This window comes from Pseudomonas sp. MYb60 (genome assembly GCF_002979555.1).
Classification (GTDB): domain Bacteria; phylum Pseudomonadota; class Gammaproteobacteria; order Pseudomonadales; family Pseudomonadaceae; genus Aquipseudomonas.
Window position 1 is genome coordinate 1 of sequence record NZ_PCOZ01000028.1, and the last position, 19337, is coordinate 19337.

Here is a 19337-nt window from a genome sequence, read left to right on the forward strand (position 1 = left end):
GGCGCCCCGTCAAACACGCTGGCCGGAATTCGGCATGGAGTTGGGGGGTAACCCGGCAGGACGCCGGGTTAGCCGCCCCGCGCCATGGATGGCGCGTGGCGGCGGCCCCCCAACTCCATGGCGAATTACGGGCACACCGAGCGTGAGCGAGGTGCCGAGTGTTGGGGCAAGAGCCCTTTTGGTTACTTTTGGCTGGCCGGCATTCCGGGCTCTTTTCCAAAAGTGACCCGCCGTAAGGGCGGAACCAATACCCGCCATCACCCAAATAACGGATATGTACTCACCCCACCTCACCCCCACCCCAACCCATCATTGACCATCCCCCAAGCACTGCGTAGCCTTGCACCCTCGAGGTTCTTCAGCCCAGGCTGAAGCTAAGAAGGGAACGCGGTCCAAGCCGCGGCTGCCCCCGCAACTGTAAAGGGTTCAGCTGACTGCCACGCCACTGCCAAACCGGCGGGAAGGCGCAGCCAGTGCCGGTCGCAAGACCCATACGCCCCAAGCCAGGAGACCTGCCTCGCAATCGATTTTCCACTTCAACCGGGCGGGGTGATCCGGTGACGAAATCCGCTGCTGCGCGCCGTCGCAGGGCCTATCGTCCCGTATGCCCGCCCCCAAGGGCATCCGATGAAAACACTGGCCAAACTCCCCGTCACCATCGTCACCGGCTTCCTCGGTTCGGGCAAGACCACCTTGCTGCGCCACATGCTCGACAACGCTCAGGGCCGTCGCATTGCCGTGATCGTCAACGAATTCGGCGAACTGGGCATTGACGGTGAAATCCTCAAACAGTGCTCCATCGGTTGCACCGAAGAAGAAGCCAATGGCCGCGTCTACGAACTGGCCAACGGCTGCCTGTGCTGCACCGTGCAGGAAGAGTTCTTCCCGGTGATGCGTGAACTGGTGGCCCGTCGCGGCGACCTTGACCACATCCTCATCGAGACCTCGGGCCTGGCCCTGCCAAAACCGTTGGTGCAAGCTTTCCAATGGCCGGAAATCCGCAGCGCCTGCACCGTGGATGCGGTGATCACCGTGGTCGACAGCCCGGCCGTGGCCGCTGGCACCTTCGCCGCGTTCCCGGACCAGGTCGACGCCCAGCGCAAACTCGACCCGAACCTGGACCACGAATCGCCGCTGCATGAGCTGTTCGCCGACCAGTTGGCCAGTGCCGACCTGGTGATCCTCAACAAAACCGACCTGATCAGCCCCGAAGACCTGGCCCGCGTGCGCCTGGAAGTCGCCGAGGAGCTGCCGCCAGCCGTCAAGATCATCGAAGCCAGCAGCGGTCGCCTGCCGCTGGATGTGTTGATCGGCCTGGGTGCCGGCTCCGAAGAGCACATCGACGGCCGCCACAGCCATCACGATCATCACCATGACGGTGAAGACGATCACGACCATGACCACGACGCCTTCGACTCGATCTCCATCGACTTGCCGCAGGCCGACGAAGCGCTGCTGCTCGACGCCCTGACCCAGCTGGTGGTGCAACACGGCATCCTGCGCGTCAAAGGTTTCGCCGCGATCCCGAACAAACCCATGCGCCTGTTGATCCAGGGCGTGGGCACGCGTTTCGACAAGCACTTCGACCGTGCGTGGGCGGCAGACGAAGCGCGGACTACACGCCTGGTGCTGATCGGCCAGGACCTGGACGCCGCCGGCCTCGAAGCGCAATTGCGCGCCGCTCTCAGCGCCTGACCCATGCACCTGCTCAGGACCCAGCCCGGCGGTTTCGTTTCGGACGACAATATTGCCGACCTCGGCCAAACCCCCGCTGACCTGGTGATCCTGTGCAGCGGCGATTCCAGCCTGGCGCTATTGGCCGAAGCGGCGCAGCAGCTGCCCGACGACTACCCGAGTTTTCGCCTGGCCAACCCGATGCAGGTGCAGAACCACGCGTCGGTCGACCTTTACGTCGACGAGGTGCTGCGCCACGCTAAGGTCATCCTGATCTCGCTGCACGGCGGCATCGGGTACTGGCGCTATGGCATCGAGCGCCTGGTGGCGTTGGCCGAGCGGGGCGTGCAGCTGATCCTGGTGCCGGGGGATGATCGCCCAGACCCGGAACTCAGTGGCCTGAGCACCGTGGGCGTGCAAGCGCGCGACCGTTTGTGGCACTTCCTGCGCCAGGGCGGGTTGGGCAATGCGCTGGATTTCTATCGCTGCCTGGCCAGCGCTTACCTGGGCCGCGACTATGCCTGGGCCGAGCCGCAAACCCTGCCGCGCACGGCGATTTATCACCCACACAAGGCCAATGCCCGTCTCAATGACTGGCAAGCGGATTGGCACGCCGAGTGGCCGGTGGCGGCGGTGCTGTTTTATCGCTCCCACTTGCAGGCGGCCAATACCGGTTTTATCGATGTGTTCTGCCAACGCTTGCAGGCGGCGGGCCTCAACCCGTTGCCCATGGCGGTGGCCAGTTTGAAAGAGCCCGGCTGCCTGACGGTGGTCGAGGACTGGCTGGATGAAGTGGACGCGGCGGTGATCCTGAACACCACCGGGTTTGCCCAGTCCAGCCCGGAAGCGCCCCATCTCAGGCCGTTTCGCCGCAATATCCCGGTGATCCAGGCGATTTGCGCCCAGGACAACCAACCCGGCTGGGAGGCCAGCGAACAAGGCCTGGGCCCCCGCGACCTGGCGATGCACATCGCGTTGCCGGAACTGGACGGGCGCATCATCAGCCGGCCCATCAGCTTCAAGGACCTGGCCTGGCGCAGCGAGCGCAGCCAGTCGGACGTGGTGTGCTACCGCGCCGCGCCAGAGCGCATGGACTTTGTCGCGCAGTTGGCGCGACGTTGGGTCGAGCTGGCGCGGGTGCCGAACGCGCACAAACGCATCGCGCTGATCCTCGCCAATTACCCCACCCGCGATGGTCGCATTGGCAATGGTGTCGGCCTGGATACGCCGGCTGCTGCGTTGAATATCCTGCGGGCGCTGCACGCCGAGGGGTATCCGCTGCCGAATGAACTGCCCTCGACGGGCACCGCACTGATCCATGACTTGCTCGGCGGCGTCACCAATGACCTCGACAGCCTCGACCTGCGCCCCTGCCACCAAAGCATGCGCCTGGACGATTACGAGGCAATGTTCAGCCGCTTGCCCGCCGCCAATCGCCAGGCGGTGATTGAACGCTGGGGCACGCCCCACAACGACCCGATGTTCCGCGATGGTCGCCTGATGATCGCCGGTCTGCGCCTGGGCCAGACCTTTGTCGGTATCCAGCCGGCGCGGGGCTATCAGGTGGACGCCAGTGCGGTGTACCACGACCCGGACCTGGTACCGCCCCACGCTTATCTCGCGTTTTACTTCTGGCTGCGCCACACCTACGGCGCCCATGGCGTGATTCACGTAGGCAAGCACGGCAACCTCGAATGGTTGCCGGGCAAGGGCGTCGGGCTGTCGGAACAGTGCTGGCCCGACGCGCTGCTGGGGCCGTTGCCGAACATCTACCCGTTTATCGTCAACGATCCGGGCGAAGGCGCCCAGGCCAAGCGGCGTACCCAGGCGGTGATCATCGACCACCTGATGCCGCCGCTGACCCGCGCTGAAACCTACGGCCCGTTGCGTGACCTGGAACTGTTGGCCGACGAGTATTACGAAGCGCAGTTGCTCGATCCGCGTCGCGCCCTTGAGTTGCAGAAGGACATCCTCAAGCTGGTGCGCGAAACCCGCATCGACCAGGAACTCGAGCTGGATAACGATGCCGATGCGGCCGTGTGGTTGCCGCGCCTCGATACCTACCTGTGCGATTTGAAGGAGTCGCAGATCCGCGACGGCCTGCATGTCTTCGGCGAATCCCCCGAAGGCCGCTTGCGTATCGACACCCTGCTGGCGTTGCTGCGCATTCCCCGGGGTGATGGCCGTGGGCCGCAGTCGAGCCTGTTGCGGGTGCTGGCGAAGGCCTTCGACCTGGGCTTCGACCCGCTGGATTGCGCCTTGGCCGAACCCTGGACGGGGCGCCGCCCGGACGTATTGCAAAAGATTGACACGCAATTGTGGCGCACCGCCGGCGATACCCGCGAACGTCTGGAATTGTATGCCGCGCGGCTGATCGAACAGGCGCTGGAAGGTCCGCTTGAGCCATTGGAACAGCCCGGTTGGGAAGATGTGAAGGCGGTGATTGAAAGCCTGCGCATCGTCGTCGCGCCACGGCTGGATGCGTGCGGGCCGGCGGAAATGCGCGGTCTGCTGGACGCCTTGAGCGGGCGCTTCGTGCCGGCGGGGCCGAGCGGCGCACCGAGCCGCGGGCGCCTGGATGTACTGCCCACGGGGCGCAACTTCTTCACGGTCGACGTGCGCAACCTGCCGACTACCACCGCCTGGCGTATCGGTTTCCAGTCTGCCAACCTGATTCTGGAGCGGCACCTGCAAGACCACGGCGACCACTTGCGTCAACTGGGCCTGTCGGTGTGGGGCACTGCGACCATGCGCACCGGCGGCGACGACATTGCCCAGGCCATGGCGCTGATGGGCGTGCGTCCGGTGTGGGCCACCGGCAGCCAGCGGGTCGATGACTTTGAAATCCTGCCGATCAGCCTGCTGGACCGTCCGCGCGTGGACGTGACGTTGCGCGTGTCGGGGTTCTTCCGCGATGCGTTCGCCAACCTGATCCGCTTGTTCGACGCGGCCGTGCAGGCGGTGGCCGCGCTGGATGAGCCGGACGACCTGAACCCGCTGGCAGCCAAGGTGCGCAGTGAGCGCGAAGCGTTGCTCGCGTCGGGCCTGGATGCCGACGCGGCGGCCAGGCAGGCGGGTTGGCGCATCTTCGGCGCCAAGCCCGGGGCCTATGGCGCAGGCGTGCAGGGTGCGGTGGACGCGCGCCTGTGGCAGAGCCGCGAAGACTTGGCCGAGGTATACCTGAACTGGGGCGGCTACGCCTACGGCGGCTCCGACGAGGGCACCGCTGCCCGTGAACAGTTCGCCCAACGCCTGAGCCAGGTGCAGGCGGTGTTGCAAAACCAGGACAACCGCGAGCACGACTTGCTCGACTCCAATGACTATTACCAATTCCAGGGCGGCATGCTCGCCGCCGTGGAAACCCTGAGCGGCGACAAGGCCGCCAGCTACCATGGCGACCACAGCCAGCCGGACGTGCCGAAGATTCGCACCTTGAAGGAAGAGCTGAACCGGGTGATCCGTTCCCGCGCCGCCAACCCCAAGTGGATCGAAGGCGTGAAGCGCCATGGCTACAAAGGTGCGTTTGAAATGGCCGCGACCGTGGACAACCTGTTCGCCTTCGATGCCACCACCGCGCTGATCGATGATCACCAGTATGCGTTGCTGGCCGATGCCTATTTGCTCGACCCCGACACCCGGGCCTTTGTGCAGCAGCACAACCCCGACGCCCTGCGCGACATGACCGAGCGCATGCTAGAAGCACAGCAGCGCGGCATGTGGCAGGCGCCGGGTGCGTACCGAGAAGCATTGGAAAACCTGTTGCTGGATATAGAAGAAGACAGCTGATGTAAGCATTTTTGCTTCTGTGGTGAGCGAGCTTGGCCCGCTCACCACAAGGTTGAGGCCCGTGCCGCAGAATTTGACGAGAGCTTGTATGACTGATACTCCCCATTTCCCGCTGTCCGCCGTGGTCGGCGCCGACGACTTGAAGTTGGCGCTGTGCCTGGCCGCCATCGACCCCAGGATCGGCGGCGTGCTTATCGAAGGCCCGCGCGGCATGGCCAAGTCGACACTGGCGCGCGGGCTGGCGGATTTGCTCGCCTGCGGTCAGTTCGTGACGTTGCCGTTGGGCGCGACCGAAGAGCGTTTGGTCGGCACCCTGGACCTGGATGCCGCCTTGAGCGAAGGCCGCGCGCAATTTTCCCCTGGCGTATTGGCCAAGGCTGATGGCGGCGTGCTGTACGTCGATGAAGTCAACCTGCTGCCCGACCATCTGGTGGACCTGCTGCTGGACGTGGCCGCCAGTGGCACCAACCTGATCGAGCGTGACGGTATTTCCCATCGCCATTCGGCGCGGTTCGTACTGATCGGCACCATGAACCCGGAGGAGGGCGAGTTGCGTCCGCAACTGCTCGACCGCTTCGGCTTCAATGTGGCGCTGAGCGGGCAGACCTTGCCGGCAGAGCGTGGTCAGATCATTCGTCGTCGCCTGGATTTCGACACCGATCCAGCGGCGTTCGGTGCGCAATGGGCCGACCAACAGGCCGCGTTGCGTGAGCGTTGTACCCAGGCGCGGGCGCGCCTCGACCGCATCGCGCTGGATGATCAGGCCTTGGCACAGATCACCGAGCGGTGTTTTGCCGCCGGTGTGGATGGTCTGCGCGCAGACCTGGTCTGGTTGCGTGGCGCGCGGGCGCATGCCGCTTGGCGCGGTGCTGATGCCATTGCCGAAGAAGACATCCAGGCGGTCGCCGAGTTTGCCCTGCGCCACCGTCGCCAGGAGCCGTCTCCGCCGGCCAGTCCGCCGAGCGAAGGCCAATCGCTCAAGTCCTCCGACACCTCGCCGGGCCAGGGCCAGTGGGGCGATATGCCTGCACCGGCCTTGCCTACGGGTGCCCGCCGGGAAATCCCTGCCTGGCCAAAAAAGCCCTAGGCATCCGCCCTCGACCTGACGCGGGGGCGGATGCCCGGCCCAAGCCTGGGCAGCTCGACAGAGGCAGGCACGGCAAGGCGCGCAGTGCGCAGCAAGGCAAGGTCAACTGGCCAGGCACCTTGCTCAATGGTCGGCCGCAATCCCGGGAGGATCTGCGCTTTCACCTGCGCAGCCGTTCTGCCCATGAACTGTGGCTGGTGATTTTCGATGCATCGGCGTCGACCCGTCGGCACCGTGCGCTCACCGACGCCAAGGGGCTGTTGGCGCAGGTGTTTGATGATGCGTACCGGCAGCGGGCGCGCTTGGCGTTGTTGACGGCCAGCGGGCACGTGCCTCATTGGCAGGTCCAGGGGCTGAAAGCGGCCAAGGGCCTGGCAGATTGGCTGGATCGATTGGGGGCGGGCGGTGGCACGCCGTTGCTCGCTGCGCTTGGCGAAGCCGGGGATTGGCTGGCGGCGCGGCGCAAGCGGTATCCGGCGGAGCAGCAGCGGTTGTTGGTGATAACGGATGGGCGGCTCAAGGATGTTGCCGGACTGCCACGGCTGGAGTGTCCAGGGTTGTTGGTGGATATCGAGCGTGGGCCGATCAGGTTGGGGCGGGCGCAGGAATTGGCGGTTGGGTTGCAGTTGGATTATCGGCATATCGATACGCTGTAATGCCTGCAATAAAGCCCTCGAGCGCGCTACAAAACAATCAGCCAGCCCCCGGCACATTCGGCCAAAGATCCGCCACCAGGAACAACCGCTCCGCTTCCTCCCACGCGTCACCGCTCTGAACCATCCGCACCAGCAACTGCGCCGGTGCCATCGGGTCCAGCGCGGCCAGCCAGGTTTGCATGTGCTGCTCACTCCAGACCTCATCCGCCGGGTAGTGCGCCGGCGCCAGCCAGGCATGCCGGGGCAGGGGCTGCCAGTGGCCGGGAGCGCTGGCGCGGGCGAAATCGCGCCAGTCGCGCTGATGCAGCCAACGCCCACGCAGATGCTGCGGATGTGCACCCCGTGGCGATTCAGCCTGACCTGGCCACGGGTACAGCAAATACCCACCCAGCCACAAATGCGCATCAAACTGCTGGACGTCCAATGCCGCCAACACCTCACGACTTTCCGCCCGCGCCGAAATCGGCAATTGATGCTGGGCCAAGTGAGCGAGCTTGCGGTCCAGCCGATCATGACAGCCCGGCCCCAGCCACTGCGCCGTGTCCAGGCCGTTGCCGTCCTGCGGCCCAAGATAAAGTTTGATCGCCAATTCCAGGTGGTGCACACCCTCGCGGTCGCGCAGCAGCATGTCCAACTCACCCAGGGTATGCCCGGCACGGCGAATCGGCAGGTTGGCCGCCAACAGCTCCACCCCGGGCGCATGCTGCACGGCGAATTGCCAAAGCCGTTCGTAGTAAAGGCCCAGGCGCCGGGTGCGGGACAGGCTCAGCCACTGCTGCAACGCGCTGCTGTCCTGGTCGAGCTGACGCAACCAACGCTCGAGCAAATCGGGTGCCTGCACCCAATCGCTGCCCGTCAGTGGATGGCGTTGCGGCCACGGTGTTTGCGCCAGCATCGGCGGGGCGAGCATCACCCACGCCAGGTCGCGCACCTCGGGGTGGCGCAGCTGGCGGGGCACGGCGTGCAGATCGGGGAACACAGTCATGGACCGAGCATAGCCGTTTAAGCGCTGCCCAGGGCGCTGAGAACCATTGTCATCAAGGCTTCACGGCGACAAAGGATTTTGCCTGGGGCGGCCTTTCGCCCATAATCGCGGTTTTCCGCCACGCCGCACAGCCCGCAGGAGCCCCATGGAGCAATTTCGCAATATCGGCATTATCGGTCGCCTGGGCAGTACCCAGGTGCTGGACACCGTCCGCCGGCTGAAAAAGTTCCTGCTGGAACGCCACCTGCATGTGATCCTCGAAGACACCATCGCCGAAATCCTCCCCGGTCACGGCCTGCAAACCTCGTCGCGCAAAATGCTCGGCGAAGTCTGCGACATGGTCATCGTGGTCGGCGGCGACGGCAGCCTGCTCGGCGCGGCCCGAGCCCTGGCGCGGCATAACGTGCCGGTGCTGGGGATCAACCGTGGCAGCCTGGGGTTCCTCACCGATATTCGCCCGGATGAGCTGGAAGTCGAAGTGGCCAAGGTGCTCGACGGCCATTACCTGGTGGAAAACCGCTTTCTGCTGCAGGCCGAAGTGCGCCGTCACGGCGAAGCCATCGGCCAGGGCGACGCCCTCAATGATGTGGTGCTGCACCCCGGCAAATCCACGCGGATGATCGAATTCGAGCTGTATATCGACGGTCAGTTCGTGTGCAGCCAGAAGGCCGACGGCCTGATCGTCGCCACGCCTACCGGCTCCACGGCGTACGCGCTGTCCGCCGGCGGCCCGATCATGCACCCCAAGCTCGACGCCATTGTGATCGTGCCGATGTACCCCCATATGTTGTCCAGCAGGCCGATTGTGGTCGACGGCAACAGTGAGCTGAAAATCGTGGTGTCCAAAGACATGCAGATCTACCCGCAGGTTTCCTGTGACGGGCAGAACCATTTCACCTGCGCCCCCGGTGACACCATCACCGTGAGCAAGAAGGCACAGAAGCTGCGGTTGATCCACCCGCTGGACCACAACTACTACGAAGTGTGCCGCACCAAGCTGGGCTGGGGCAGCCGCTTGGGGGGTGGGGGCGACTGATGCTCGATCCCGCGCGTAGCTACGACCTGATTGGTGACGTGCATGGTTGTGCCCATACCCTTGAGCACCTGCTCGAGCAACTGGGCTACCACAAGCAGGGCGGCACCTGGCGCCACCCGACGCGGATGGCCGTGTTTCTCGGCGATATCATCGACCGTGGGCCGCGTATTCGCGAGGCGCTGCATATCGTCCATGACATGGCCGAGGCCGGTCAGGCGCTGTGCATCATGGGCAACCACGAGTTCAATGCCCTGGGCTGGACCACCCCTGCACCGCCGGGCAGTGGCAAGCAGTTCGTGCGCGAGCACACGCCACGGCATGCGCGGTTGATCCAGGAAACCCTGACCCAGTTCGAGCATCACCCGAACGACTGGCGCGACTTCCTGGCCTGGTTCTACGACATGCCGCTGTTTGTCGACGCCGGGCGGTTTCGCGTGGTGCATGCGTGCTGGGATGAAGGTTTTATCCAACCGCTGCGCACGACGTTCCCCGACGGCTGCATCGACGAGCATTTCGTGCAGGCCGCCGCCGTGCCGGGCAGTTTCGCCTGCAATGCCTTCGACCGCCTGCTGCGCGGTACCGATATGCGCCTGCCCGATGGCTTGACGTTGACCGGTGGCGATGGCCTGACGCGCTCGTTCTTTCGCACCAAGTTCTGGGAAGACGACCCCAAGACCTACGGCGATATCGTGTTCCAGCCCGACGCGTTGCCGGACCCGGTGGCGCGCACGCCGTTGTCGTCCACTGAAAAAAATACCCTGCTGCGCTACGGCGTCGATGAACCGTTGCTGTTCGTCGGCCATTACTGGCGCAGTGGCAAACCGGCGCCGATCCGCCCGAACCTGGCCTGCCTGGACTACAGCGCCGTGCTGTATGGCAAGTTGGTGGCGTATCGCCTGGACCAGGAAACCCGCCTGGACCCGCGTAAATTTGTGTGGGTCGACGTTGAGCGACCCGAGGTCATTAAATGAGTACCGTGGCTGTATTGCGCCTGCCCCTGAGTGTCGACCTGGGTGGCTTCGTCAAATTGTTGCAACGCATGCAAGTGCCCCATCGTGTCAGTGAGGAGGCGGGCGAGCAGGTGTTGTGGGTGCCGGAAAGCATCAGCGACGATGTGCGCGTGCTGTACCAGCGTTTCCCCGCCGGCGACCCGGACCAGCAACTGGACATCCCCGAACAGGCGCCAGTCAGCCGCCCCGGCTTTGCCCAGCAAGTACGCCATAGCCCGGTGACGGCGCTGGTGCTGCTGGCGAGTCTGATTGTCGGTGCCGTGACCCTGCTGGGTGAAAACCTGCAGACCATGGCCTGGCTGACCTTCCTGCCGTTCCGCGTGCTGGGCGAATACATCCAGTTCACACCGCTCGCCGACAGCCTGGCGTCAGGCCAGTGGTGGCGGTTGGTGACGCCGATGCTGATCCATTTCGGCATCCTGCACCTGGCCATGAACGGCATGTGGTACTGGGAGCTGGGCCGGCGCATTGAAGCGCGCCAGGGCAGTATCAACCTGCTGGGCCTGACCCTGTTGTTCAGCCTGGTCTCCAACTACGCTCAATACGCCTACGGTGGCCCAGGCCTGTTCGGTGGGTTGTCCGGCGTGTTGTACGGCCTGCTCGGGCATTGCTGGATTTTCCAATTGCTGTCGCCCAACCCGGCGTATCGCCTGCCCCGTGGGGTGCTGGCGATGATGCTGATCTGGCTGGCGCTGTGCATGTCGGGGCTGGTCTCGATGATCGGCTTCGGCGAAATCGCCAACGCCGCCCACGTGAGCGGCCTGGTTATCGGTTGCTTGACCGGTTTGCTCGGCGGTTTGTACAACCGTCGCAAATCGTCTATTTGATAAGGAAGCGCTCATGGCCTCTTTTGCTGAAATGATCGAAAACATCACCCCGGATATCTACGAGAGCCTCAAGCTCGCCGTGGAAATCGGCAAATGGTCCGATGGCCGCAAGCTCACCGCCGAGCAGCGCGAGCTGTCGCTGCAAGCGGTGATCGCCTGGGAAATCCAGAACCTGCCGGAAGACCAGCGGACGGGCTACATGGGCCCGCAGGAGTGCGCGTCGAAGTCTGCGCCGGTACCGAACATCCTGTTCAAGTCGGATGCGATCCATTGATTGAAATTGGTCGCGGTGCAGTCAGCAAGATGTCGGCGCAACTCGGTGAGCCGACCGTTCAATACGCGTTTCGCCTGGGCGACGTCGAGGTGCCGGTCAACCCGTTGATCGGCAGTCATATTCGCCTGGAGTTCCTCGGTGCCATTCATTGCAGCCATTGCGGTCGCAAGACCAAGACCAGCTTCAGCCAGGGCTATTGCTACCCGTGCATGACCAAGCTGGCCCAGTGTGACCTGTGCATCATGAGCCCCGAACGCTGCCATTACGAGGCCGGCACCTGCCGTGACCCCGGCTGGGGCGAGAAATTCTGCATGACCGACCACGTGGTCTACCTGGCGAACTCGTCGGGGATCAAGGTCGGCATCACCCGCGCTACCCAGTTGCCCACCCGTTGGCTGGACCAGGGCGCGAGCCAGGCGCTGCCGATCATGCGCGTCTCCACGCGCCAGCAGTCCGGTTTCGTCGAGGATGTGCTGCGCAGCCAGGTGGCCGACAAGACCAACTGGCGCGCGCTGCTCAAGGGCGATGCAGTGGCGGTGGACCTCAAGCGCGTGCGCGATGAGCTGTTCGCTTCCTGCGCCGACGGCATCAGCGCGTTGCAGGAACGCTTTGGCCTGCAAGCCATCCAACCGGTGACCGACCTCGAACCGATCGAGATCCGCTACCCGGTGGAGCAGTATCCGGCCAAGATCGTCAGCTTTAACCTGGACAAGAACCCGATTGCCGAAGGTACGCTGCTGGGGATCAAGGGCCAGTACCTGATCTTCGACACCGGCGTTATCAACATTCGCAAGTACACGGCCTACCAGCTCGCCGTGCATCAGTAGAAGGACGAAGACATGCGCACCGAACAGCCGAAGATGATCTACCTGAAGGACTATCAGGCGCCGGACTACCTGATCGACGAGACGCACCTGACCTTCGAGTTGTTCGAGGACCACAGCCTGGTCCACGCGCAGCTGGTGATGCGCCGCAACCCCGAGCGCGGCGCCGGCCTGCCGCCGCTGGTGCTGGACGGCCAGCAACTGGAGCTGCTGAGTGTGACCCTGGCAGACCAGGCGCTCACCGACGCCGACTACCAGTTGACCGACAGCCACCTTACGGTGCACCCCAAGGGTGAAACCTTCACCCTGGACACCACGGTAAAGATCCACCCGGAAACCAACACCGCCCTGGAAGGCCTGTACAAGTCCAGCGGCATGTTCTGCACCCAGTGCGAGGCCGAGGGCTTCCGCAAGATCACTTATTACCTCGACCGCCCGGACGTGATGAGCACCTTCACCACCACGGTGATCGCCGAGCAACATCGCTACCCGGTGCTGCTGTCCAACGGCAACCCGATCGCCAGCGGCCCTGGCGAAGACGGTCGTCACTGGGCGACCTGGGAAGACCCGTTCAAGAAGCCCGCCTACCTGTTCGCACTGGTAGCGGGTGACTTGTGGTGCGTCGAAGACAGCTTCACCACCATGACCCAGCGCGAAGTCGCGCTGCGCATCTACGTCGAGCCGGAAAACATCGACAAGTGCCAGCACGCCATGACCAGCCTGAAGAAATCCATGCGCTGGGACGAAGAAACCTACGGCCGTGAGTACGACCTCGATATCTTCATGATCGTCGCCGTGAACGACTTCAACATGGGTGCGATGGAAAACAAGGGCCTCAATATCTTCAACTCCAGCGCCGTGCTGGCCCGCGCCGAAACCGCCACCGACGCGGCGCACCAGCGTGTCGAGGCCATCGTCGCCCACGAATATTTCCACAACTGGTCGGGCAACCGCGTGACTTGCCGCGATTGGTTTCAGCTGTCGCTCAAGGAAGGCTTTACTGTCTACCGTGACTCGCAATTCTCCGCCGACATGAACTCGGCCACGGTCAAGCGCATCCAGGACGTGGCGTACCTGCGCACCCACCAGTTCGCCGAAGACGCCGGCCCCATGGCCCATGCCGTGCGCCCGGACAGCTTTATCGAGATTTCCAACTTCTATACCCTGACCGTGTATGAAAAGGGTTCGGAAGTGGTCGGCATGATCCACACCTTGCTCGGCGCCGAAGGCTTCCGCAAGGGCAGCGACCTGTACTTCGAACGCCATGACGGCCAGGCCGTGACCTGCGATGACTTTATCAAGGCCATGGAAGACGCCAACGGCGCCGACCTCAGCCAGTTCAAGCGTTGGTACAGCCAGGCCGGTACGCCACGTTTGGCGGTAAGCGAGTCCTACGACGCTGCGGCAAAGACCTACAGCCTGACCTTCCGCCAGAGCTGCCCGCAAACGCCGGACAAGGTGGAAAAATTGCCGTTCGTGATTCCGGTGGCGCTGGGCTTGCTGGACGGGCAGGGCGCGGGTATTGCCTTGCGCCTGGCCGGCGAAGCAACGGCGGGCGCTACCTCGCGGGTGATTTCGGTGACCGAAGCCGAGCAGACTTTCACCTTCGTCGATATCCCTGAGCAGCCGTTGCCTTCGCTGCTGCGGGGCTTCTCGGCGCCGGTGAAACTGAGCTTCCCGTACAGCCGCGACCAACTGATGTTCCTGATGCAGCACGACAGCGACGGCTTCAACCGCTGGGATGCGGGCCAGCAACTGGCGGTGCAGGTGCTGCAGGAACTGATCGGCCAGCATCAGGCGGGTCAGCCGCTGAAGCTGGATCAACGCTTGATCGACGCGCTGCGCACGGTATTGAGTGATGAACGCCTGGATCAGGCAATGGTTGCGGAGATGCTTTCGTTGCCGGGCGAAGCCTACCTGACGGAAATCAGCGACGTGGCGGATGTCGAGGCCATCCACGCCGCGCGCGAGTTCGCCCGCAAGCAGCTGGCCGACAACCTGTTCGAAGGCTTGTGGTTGCGTTATCAGGCCAATCGCGAATTGTCGCGGACCACGCCGTACGTGGCCTCCGCCGAGCACTTTGCCCGTCGCGCCTTGCAGAACATTGCGCTGTCTTACCTCATGCTCAGCGGCAAGTCGGAAGTAGTGGCGGCTGCGCTGGAGCAGTTCGATGCCAGCGACAACATGACCGAACGTCTTACTGCGCTGGCCGTGCTGGTGAACTCGCCATACGAAGCCGAGAAGGCCCAGGCGTTGGCGGTATTTGCCGAGAACTTCAAGGACAATCCGCTGGTGATGGACCAGTGGTTCAGCGTCCAGGCGGGCAGCACCTTGCCCGGTGGGCTGGCGCGCGTGCAGGCGTTGATGGAGCACCCGGCGTTCACGCTCAAGAACCCGAACAAGGTGCGTGCTCTGATTGGCGCGTTTGCCGGGCAGAACCTGATCAACTTCCATGCAGCCGATGGCTCGGGTTATCGCTTCCTGGCTGACCTGGTGATCCAGTTGAACGCCTTCAACCCACAGATCGCTTCACGCCAACTGGCGCCGCTGACCCGCTGGCGCAAATACGACAGTGCGCGTCAGGCGTTGATGAAGGCCGAGCTGGAGCGCATCCGTGCGTCCGGCGAGCTGTCCAGCGATGTGTTTGAGGTGGTCAGTAAAAGCCTGGCGTAACCGCTGTGGTGTTTGACGGCCCCCGGACCGCCTATCAACAGGCCATCACCCAACAGGGTTTCGTCGACGACGACGCCCAGCGCCGGGCGGTCGAGGCTTTGCAAGGCTGTCATGAGGCGTTGCACGCAGGGCGGTCTTCGATCACAGGTGTGTACCTGTGGGGGCCAGTGGGCCGTGGTAAAACCTGGTTGATGGACCTGTTTTACCAACGCCTGCGGGTGCCCGCTCGGCGTCAGCACTTTCACCATTTCATGGGCTGGGTGCACCAGCGTCTGTTCCAGCTCACCGGCACCCATGACCCGTTGCAGGCCCTGGCGCGGGAGTTGGCCAACGACGTGCGCGTCCTGTGTTTCGACGAATTGTTCGTCAACGACATCGGCGATGCGATCATCCTCGGTCGCCTGTTCCAGGTGATGTTCGAGGAAGGCGTGGTGATGGTCTGCACCTCAAACCAGCCGCCCGATCAGCTGTACGCCGATGGTTTCAATCGAGAGCGGTTTTTGCCGGGTATTGCCGCGATCCAGCAGCACATGCAGGTGGTAGCGGTGAACGGTGCCGAGGACCATCGTTTGCACCCCGGTGTGGGCGTGCAGCGGTATTGGGTGAATCAGCCCGAGGCGCTGGCCGGTGTGTTTCGGCAATTGACCCAGGGCCAGACGACCAATTGCGGCGCGGTGGCAGTAGGGCACCGCACCCTCGTGGCCGTGCAGTCGAGTGACACGGTATTGTGGTGCCGTTATGCCGACCTGTGCGAGCAACCGCTTTCGGCCATGGACTTCATGCTGCTGTGCGATCGCTTCAAGGCGATTTTGCTCGGCGACGTGCCCAACCTGAGCGCGCAGCAACGACCGGGGCGCATTGCCCGCGGCACTGAAGACAGCGCGCAACGGGTGGTGGCGGGTGATCGCGAGCTGCCGCAATTGTCGGTACACGACGACAGCGTGCGGCGGTTCATCGCCCTGGTGGACGAGTGCTACGACCGCAAGGTGCCCCTGTTCATCGAGGCGCGCGTCCCGCTGGATCAACTGTATACCGAGGGCTATCTGGAGTTTGCGTTCCGCCGAACCCTGAGTCGCCTGCAGGAAATGCAGTTACAGCGTTTCGGTCATTCACTGTGAGAAAAATCCCGGCGATGGCCTCCACGTGCTTTTTTGCGCGTCCAACCTTCGCGCTTTCAGGCGCAAATTTGTAGTTAATCTCCTTCATCTGGCGCCAACTCCACGCTTACAATCGTGACCCTCACAGGGAGCCAATTCCCTTGTTGTCGTGATTGAGGACGGAAATGGACACCCCAGATATCCTGGTGCTGCAAGCCAGCTACACCAACCCCGTACACGCCCAAGCCATTGGCCAGGTGCTCAACCATTATGCCGAAGACCCGATGGGAGGCGGCCACAGCCTGCCCGCGGATCTTCTGGAACAATTGCCGGCGGAGCTGGCCAAGCGCGCGCATGCATTCAGCGTGTTGGCGTTCGTCGGGGGTGAGCCGGCGGGCCTGGTCAACTGTTTCGAAGGCTTTTCCACCTTCGCCTGCCGCCCGCTGGTCAACGTGCACGACGTGGTCGTGATAGATCGGTTTCGAGGCTTGGGGTTGAGCCAGAAGATGCTGCAGAAGGTCGAGGAGATCGCGCGGCAACGGGGGTGCTGCAAGATCACTCTGGAAGTGTTGGAAGGCAACGCGGTTGCACAGTCGGCGTATCGAAAGTTCGGTTTTGAAGACGCTGTATTTGATCCGGCCCATGGGCGCATGCTGTTCTGGAACAAGTCGCTTTAATAATTAACCGGCAAAAAAAAGGCGCCATCAGATGGCGCCAAGTTAGCCTTGGCCATAGGAGCGGTATGGCGGAGGAAGTTGCAGTTACATCAAGACTTCGGTTGTTGCTCGTCGGACGTTTTGTCGTCAGTGTCTTTCTGCGCTTTCTTGCTATCGGCCACCACGGTTTGATCAGCGCTGCCGTAAGTTTTTTGCTGCATGAAGGTGAAGTTGTCGTAGTGCGCCTTCGCGCGCTCCGCGCCGCCTTCCGCGAAGGCGGCGGTTGAACCCAGGGTGATAAGGCTGGCAAGCATCAGGGTGGAAAGTTTCATGGCAGTGTTCCCATTAAAAGTGATCGGTCACAAGTTGATGGGGTGACTATGAGCGAATCTTATTAAGTGGGAATTAATGCCGACATCAATCCTGTTGACCGCGTCGGCGCAGGTTTAAAGTTTCCAGTCTAGGGCCAATGTCACCGAGCGTGGGTCGCCCCAGTACACACCGTTATAAAAGCCGACGCGTTCGTAATACTGCTTGTCGAACAAGTTGTTGACGTTAAGCGACGCTGACAGATGTTCGTCGAACTGGTAGCGCGACATCAGGTTGACCAGGGAGTAGGACTGCTGGGTGATCCGTGCTCGCGTGGTGATGGCGTTGCCCGCCGCGTTTCGCGCGCCGGTCGGGCGGTTGCTTATCTCAAAGATATCGCTCTGCCAGCTCACGCCACCGCCGACCGTGAGGTTGCGCCATTCGCCTGGCAAGCGGTAGGCGGTGGAAACCTTGAACAGGTTCAGGGGTTGCCCGGTATTGTTGCGTTTGCCCGAGCCGTTGACCGAGTGGGTGTAGGTGTAGCCGGCGGTCAGGTTCCAGTCAGGCATGACTTCGCCGGTCGCTTCCAGTTCGAAGCCTTTGACCTTGTTACCTTTACCGCTGGATGTGTAGTACTGCTCGCCCGTAATCGGATTAGGGGGTACCGAGTCGTCCAGTTCGGCGACGTTATCCTGGGTGCTCCAGAAGTACGCCGCCGCCAGGTTCAGGCGTTCGTCGAGGACGCTGCCCTTGATCCCGGCTTCATAGTTGCTGCCCACCACAGGCTCCAGGTATTGCTGGCTGGCATCGCGCAGGCTCTGGGGTTTGAAGATGTCGGTGTAGCTGGCATAGACGGTGTACTGCGGCGTGATGTCGTACAGCAGCCCGGCGTAGGGCGTGAGCATGTCGTTGTGGGTCTGGCTGGTCTTGCCTTCGGCGGTGAGTTGGTTGCTGGCGTTGTAGTTGGGCGATGCGCTCTCCAGCTCCCAACTGCCATAGCGAGTACCGATCACCGCGTGCAAGCGCTCGGTGAGGCTCAGTCGGGTGGCGAGGTAACCGGCTTTCTGTTCCTTGCGGCTGTGCTCGCCCTTGAGGCCGGTGACGGTGTCTGGGAATTTGCCGATGCCGCCCATGTATTTCCAGTCATCGATAGTGTCATAGCCGTCAGGCGTCGGGCCCCGGCGCATGAAAGGCGACACGTCGCGCTGCGCGGCTTCGCCATAGCCCATCATCAAGGCATGTTCACGTCCCAGCAGGGAATAGCTGCCAGCCAGGTTGAGGTCGATGGCCTCCATGGTTGATTTGCCGAGCATATGGCTGGACCAGGCGACCATCCCGCTGCGATCGGCATTCGGGAACCCCGCGCCGCCGTAATACACCTTGCCGTCCGTATCGCTCTGGCGGTGGGTATAGGCGGCTTTTACACGCCAGTCGCCGCCGAGGTGATGGTCGAGGGTGGCGAAGGTGGTCTTGTCCTTGAGCGGCCAGGAGCTCCAGTCCGCCGCCATATTGGTCGAGCGCGAGAGCCCGGCCTTGCCGCCCTGGCTGTTCCAGTACGGCACGGTGCCCCAGGACGTGCCCTGGACGTGCTTGTTCTGGTAGTCCAAGCCCACGGCCAGCACGGTATCGTCTGACAGGTCCGCTTCCAGAATGCCGTAGCCTACCGCGCGTTGCAGGGCGTAATTGTCACGAAACGACTGACTGTCACGATAGGCCAGCACGGTGCGCCCGCGCAGCCTGCCGTCGAATGCCAGCGGTCCGCCGACGTCGACGTAGCTGTAATAGTTGTCATGGCTGGCGCCACTCACCCCGGTTTTTGCTTGCCAGTGTGCAGTCGGGCGCTTGCGCACCATGTTGACGGTGGCCGAAGGGTCACCCGCGCCGGTGGTCAGGCCCGTGGCACCGCGGACCACTTCGATGCGATCGTAGATAATGGTGTCCGCGTCCGACTTCATGTAGCCGAAGGTGTTGAGCATCCCGTCGACCTGGAAGTTGGTGATGCCGTAGCCCCGGGCGGTGTAGGACACCCGGTCCGAATCGTTATGCTGCACGTTGACCCCGGTGGTCTGGCGCAGGACGTCGGTCAGTGTGTTGAGGTTGAAATCATCCATCTGCTGACGGGTGATCACCGAAATCGACTGCGGGGTGTCCTTCACGGACAGGTTCAGGCGCGTGGCGGTGCTCATGGCGCCGGTGGTGTAGGCCCCGGTGTTCTCGGTCGTAGTCCCCAGGCCTTCAGCGGTGATGCTGGTGGCCCCCAGCTCCATGGGTTGGGACTCAGGGTCGGTTTCAGCCAGCAATTGCGGGCTCAGCGCGACGCTGAACAGGCCGAGGGTGAAGGTCATCGAACGGGTAAAAGGCGCGAACATCGCGGAAGACTCCTTGTCGTCTTTGTGGCCATCCCAGGCAGGAAAGGCCTCGATTCAAAGACGAAAGGAGCGGG

At 63.1% G+C, this 19337-nt stretch carries 15 protein-coding genes and 1 riboswitch; of the genes, 12 read left to right on the forward strand and 3 right to left on the reverse strand.

The features are described from left to right. Nucleotides 1-334 precede the first annotated feature (334 nt). Nucleotides 335-535: riboswitch (cobalamin riboswitch) on the forward strand. Nucleotides 536-627: 92 nt separating this feature from the next. The 4 genes from cobW (at nt 628) to CQ041_RS24805 (ending at nt 7203) form a co-directional block, all read left to right on the forward strand. Next, the gene (gene cobW, locus CQ041_RS24790) at nt 628-1695 is read left to right on the forward strand and encodes a cobalamin biosynthesis protein CobW (protein WP_105525064.1); all 1068 of its coding nucleotides are present in this window, start codon (nt 628-630) and stop codon (nt 1693-1695) included. Between the two features lie 3 nt (nt 1696-1698). Next, nucleotides 1699-5460, forward strand: a complete 3762-nt coding sequence (gene cobN, locus CQ041_RS24795) for a cobaltochelatase subunit CobN (protein WP_105525065.1) — start codon at nt 1699-1701, stop codon at nt 5458-5460. An 88-nt stretch (nt 5461-5548) separates the two neighbouring features. After that, nucleotides 5549-6547 carry an ATP-binding protein gene (locus tag CQ041_RS24800; RefSeq protein WP_105525066.1) on the forward strand — a complete coding sequence of 333 codons (999 nt, stop codon included), beginning with the start codon at nt 5549-5551 and terminating at the stop codon, nt 6545-6547. Beyond that, complete coding sequence (locus CQ041_RS24805) at nt 6472-7203, forward strand: VWA domain-containing protein (RefSeq protein ID WP_105525067.1); 732 nt, start codon at nt 6472-6474, stop codon at nt 7201-7203. Before CQ041_RS24800 ends, CQ041_RS24805 begins: the two co-directional genes overlap by 76 nt. Before the next feature lie 37 nt (nt 7204-7240). On the opposite strand, the gene CQ041_RS24810 is transcribed toward CQ041_RS24805, so the two are convergent. Further along, a complete protein-coding gene (locus tag CQ041_RS24810) occupies nt 7241-8188 on the reverse strand; it encodes a DUF1853 family protein (RefSeq protein ID WP_105525068.1) in 948 nt (315 codons plus the stop codon). 145 nt (nt 8189-8333) lie between these two features. Between CQ041_RS24810 and CQ041_RS24815 the strand changes: the two genes are divergently transcribed. The 8 genes from CQ041_RS24815 (at nt 8334) to CQ041_RS24850 (ending at nt 16606) form a co-directional block, all read left to right on the forward strand. Then, nucleotides 8334-9224 (forward strand): NAD(+) kinase, encoded by an 891-nt coding sequence (locus CQ041_RS24815; RefSeq protein ID WP_003217892.1) that lies wholly within the window; start codon nt 8334-8336, stop codon nt 9222-9224. Further along, nucleotides 9224-10195: a metallophosphoesterase gene (locus CQ041_RS24820; protein WP_105525069.1), complete on the forward strand. Its 972-nt coding sequence runs from the start codon at nt 9224-9226 to the stop codon at nt 10193-10195. The genes CQ041_RS24815 and CQ041_RS24820 overlap by 1 nt, the downstream gene beginning before the upstream one ends. Continuing rightward, nucleotides 10192-11061, forward strand: coding sequence for a rhomboid family intramembrane serine protease (locus tag CQ041_RS24825; protein ID WP_105525070.1), 870 nt, complete (start codon nt 10192-10194; stop codon nt 11059-11061). The genes CQ041_RS24820 and CQ041_RS24825 overlap by 4 nt, the downstream gene beginning before the upstream one ends. Before the next feature lie 13 nt (nt 11062-11074). Further along, nucleotides 11075-11335: a YeaC family protein gene (locus tag CQ041_RS24830; RefSeq protein ID WP_105525071.1), complete on the forward strand. Its 261-nt coding sequence runs from the start codon at nt 11075-11077 to the stop codon at nt 11333-11335. Then, on the forward strand, nt 11332-12162 hold the full coding sequence (locus tag CQ041_RS24835; protein WP_105525072.1) for a DUF2797 domain-containing protein: 831 nt from the start codon (nt 11332-11334) through the stop codon (nt 12160-12162). Before CQ041_RS24830 ends, CQ041_RS24835 begins: the two co-directional genes overlap by 4 nt. A gap of 12 nt (nt 12163-12174) precedes the next feature. Further along, nucleotides 12175-14832 carry an aminopeptidase N gene (gene pepN / locus CQ041_RS24840; RefSeq protein WP_105525073.1) on the forward strand — a complete coding sequence of 886 codons (2658 nt, stop codon included), beginning with the start codon at nt 12175-12177 and terminating at the stop codon, nt 14830-14832. A 5-nt stretch (nt 14833-14837) separates the two neighbouring features. After that, nucleotides 14838-15950 (forward strand): cell division protein ZapE, encoded by a 1113-nt coding sequence (gene zapE / locus CQ041_RS24845; RefSeq protein ID WP_105525074.1) that lies wholly within the window; start codon nt 14838-14840, stop codon nt 15948-15950. A gap of 164 nt (nt 15951-16114) precedes the next feature. Beyond that, nucleotides 16115-16606: a GNAT family N-acetyltransferase gene (locus CQ041_RS24850; protein ID WP_105525075.1), complete on the forward strand. Its 492-nt coding sequence runs from the start codon at nt 16115-16117 to the stop codon at nt 16604-16606. Nucleotides 16607-16695: 89 nt separating this feature from the next. Here the strand turns inward: CQ041_RS24850 and CQ041_RS24855 are convergent, their stop codons facing one another. After that, the gene (locus tag CQ041_RS24855; protein ID WP_105525076.1) at nt 16696-16917 is read right to left on the reverse strand and encodes a hypothetical protein; all 222 of its coding nucleotides are present in this window, start codon (nt 16915-16917) and stop codon (nt 16696-16698) included. A 114-nt stretch (nt 16918-17031) separates the two neighbouring features. After that, nucleotides 17032-19263, reverse strand: coding sequence for a TonB-dependent siderophore receptor (locus tag CQ041_RS24860; protein WP_105525077.1), 2232 nt, complete (start codon nt 19261-19263; stop codon nt 17032-17034). Between the last annotated feature and the right edge of the window lie 74 nt (nt 19264-19337).